Here is a 1,845-nt window from a genome sequence, read left to right as displayed (position 1 = left end):
TAATGTCTTTTATAATAGCTTTTCATATATTATATAATCAATCTTTATAAGTCCTTTTATAAATTTCTTTTCTACCATTTTCGATAAATTCCTGTTTAATATTTTTAATTCCATAAACAATAGTTTCAATAGGATAATATTCTTCAACTATATCTTGATATTCTTTTGCTTTCTCAATATCTATATTTCCATACATTCTTAATATATCTTCTCCAAAATTTGTTCCTATTTCTTCTTCACTATCTTCAAGTAAGTATATAAAATCACAATATTCATCTATAATTCCAGAATCTCCAAAATCAATTATTCCAGTTAATCTATTATTGCCATCTAACAATAGATGATTACAACTAAAATCATTATGGCATAAACACTTTTTACCCTCAAAAACTGTTGTTGCATTTAGTCTTTCCATAAAACTTTCTATATAATCTTTTTCTATATCAGTTAAATCATTATAAATAGTTTCACGCAACAATATATACTCTTCTAATACATTTTGTTTATTATCAATAGTACATTCACTAATATCTGTATAATCTAAACCGTGCATTTGTCTTAAAAAACTGGCAATATCTCGTTTTAACAAATTTTGTTCTTCTTCTGACATAGTAGAATAAATTTCTGGTGTTAAAAAAGTTCCTTTAATTTCTTTATAACCTAGTATAGATAATTCATCACTAATATACGAATATTCAATATTAGGAATTTTTACATTAGTTTCTAAATTTGTATTTAAAAAATTATATATTGCTTTTTCTTTTGCATAACCTTTTTTCTTATTAGTACTAAATTTTGTTTTAAAAATGTATTCATTATTAACTAAATATGCCACACTATCATAACCACTACCGATTATTTCAATACTATCTACTTTGAAATTATCAAAGTAATGCTCAATTAAATATTTCATTGCCTTAACATTTGTGGCATTATCATCATATCTATATTCCATTAAATAACAATCTTCTTTTTTGCCCTCGTGTAATTCATGTTCTGGCAAATCTTCAATAATTCTAAAACCAGATTTTTGGTATGCCCTTATTGCTCTTGGATTATTTTTATGAGGGTCTAAAATAACTGCATTAGCATTTCTTTCTTTTTTCAAAAATTCAAAAATCAATTTAATATATCTTGTACCAATTCCTTTACTCCAATAATTTGGCTCTCCTATAAATTGATCCATACCATAGACTATCTCATCAGTTTTTGGATAATGATAATCAGTATATAACTCATCATACATTTTATATATTTGTCCATATCCAATAGGAACATTGTTATATTCAATAATTACTCTAAAAACTTCATCTTCCCAAGGCTCTGTATAATGTTTTTTTAATGATTCTAATGTATATTTTTTATCTCTACCACCATAAAATTCTAATACTCTTTCATCAGTTAACCATTTTAACATCAAAGGAAAATCATCATCTATTAAAGTTCTTATACATATTTCATTTTCAACTATATTCATTTATTTATCACCTTTTTCATAATCATATACATATACTATTTCATCTTTATAATCATTTTTACCACCTAATTTTTCATATACATGGCAAGCTCTAGGATTACCTTTATCAGTTATTAAAAACATTTCAGAACAACCAATCTCTTTAGAATATTCCTTAATAAAAGATAATAATTTTGAACCATAACCTTTGTCTTGATAGTTAGGTAACATTCCTATTGAGTGTAAATAAAACATTGTTTTTCCATCAGGTCTTAAAAGTGTATAGCAATATGCAAATCCTATAATTTTATTATTTTCTTTAGCTATAAACCCAAATGAACTGGTATCATTAAGAAATCCTTTTAAATTATCAATATCAAAAACCATAT

General features: G+C 24.4%; 2 protein-coding genes. Both read right to left on the bottom strand.

Annotation, left to right across the window (positions count from 1 at the left end; translation table 11 throughout):
• Positions 1–37 precede the first annotated feature (37 nt).
• A complete protein-coding gene (locus tag K6V43_RS11325) occupies positions 38–1,477 on the bottom strand; it encodes a bifunctional aminoglycoside N-acetyltransferase AAC(6')-Ie/aminoglycoside O-phosphotransferase APH(2'')-Ia (RefSeq protein WP_001028144.1) in 1,440 nt (479 codons plus the stop codon).
• Entirely contained in the window at positions 1,478–1,843 is a 366-nt protein-coding gene (locus K6V43_RS11320) for a GNAT family N-acetyltransferase (protein ID WP_002303448.1), read from the bottom strand.
• Positions 1,844–1,845: the final 2 nt, after the last annotated feature.

This window comes from Streptococcus suis, assembly GCF_019794615.1.
Lineage (GTDB): Bacteria > Bacillota > Bacilli > Lactobacillales > Streptococcaceae > Streptococcus > Streptococcus suis_AI.
The sequence above is the reverse complement of the archived record's forward strand: the minus strand, read 5'-3'. Positions and strand labels throughout refer to the sequence as shown.

Coding starts and splice junctions, on each gene's coding strand:
- K6V43_RS11325 (WP_001028144.1), bottom strand. CDS start 1,477: ATGAATATAGTTGAAAATGAAATATGTATAAGAACTTTAATAGATGAT.
- K6V43_RS11320 (WP_002303448.1), bottom strand. CDS start 1,843: ATGGTTTTTGATATTGATAATTTAAAAGGATTTCTTAATGATACCAGT.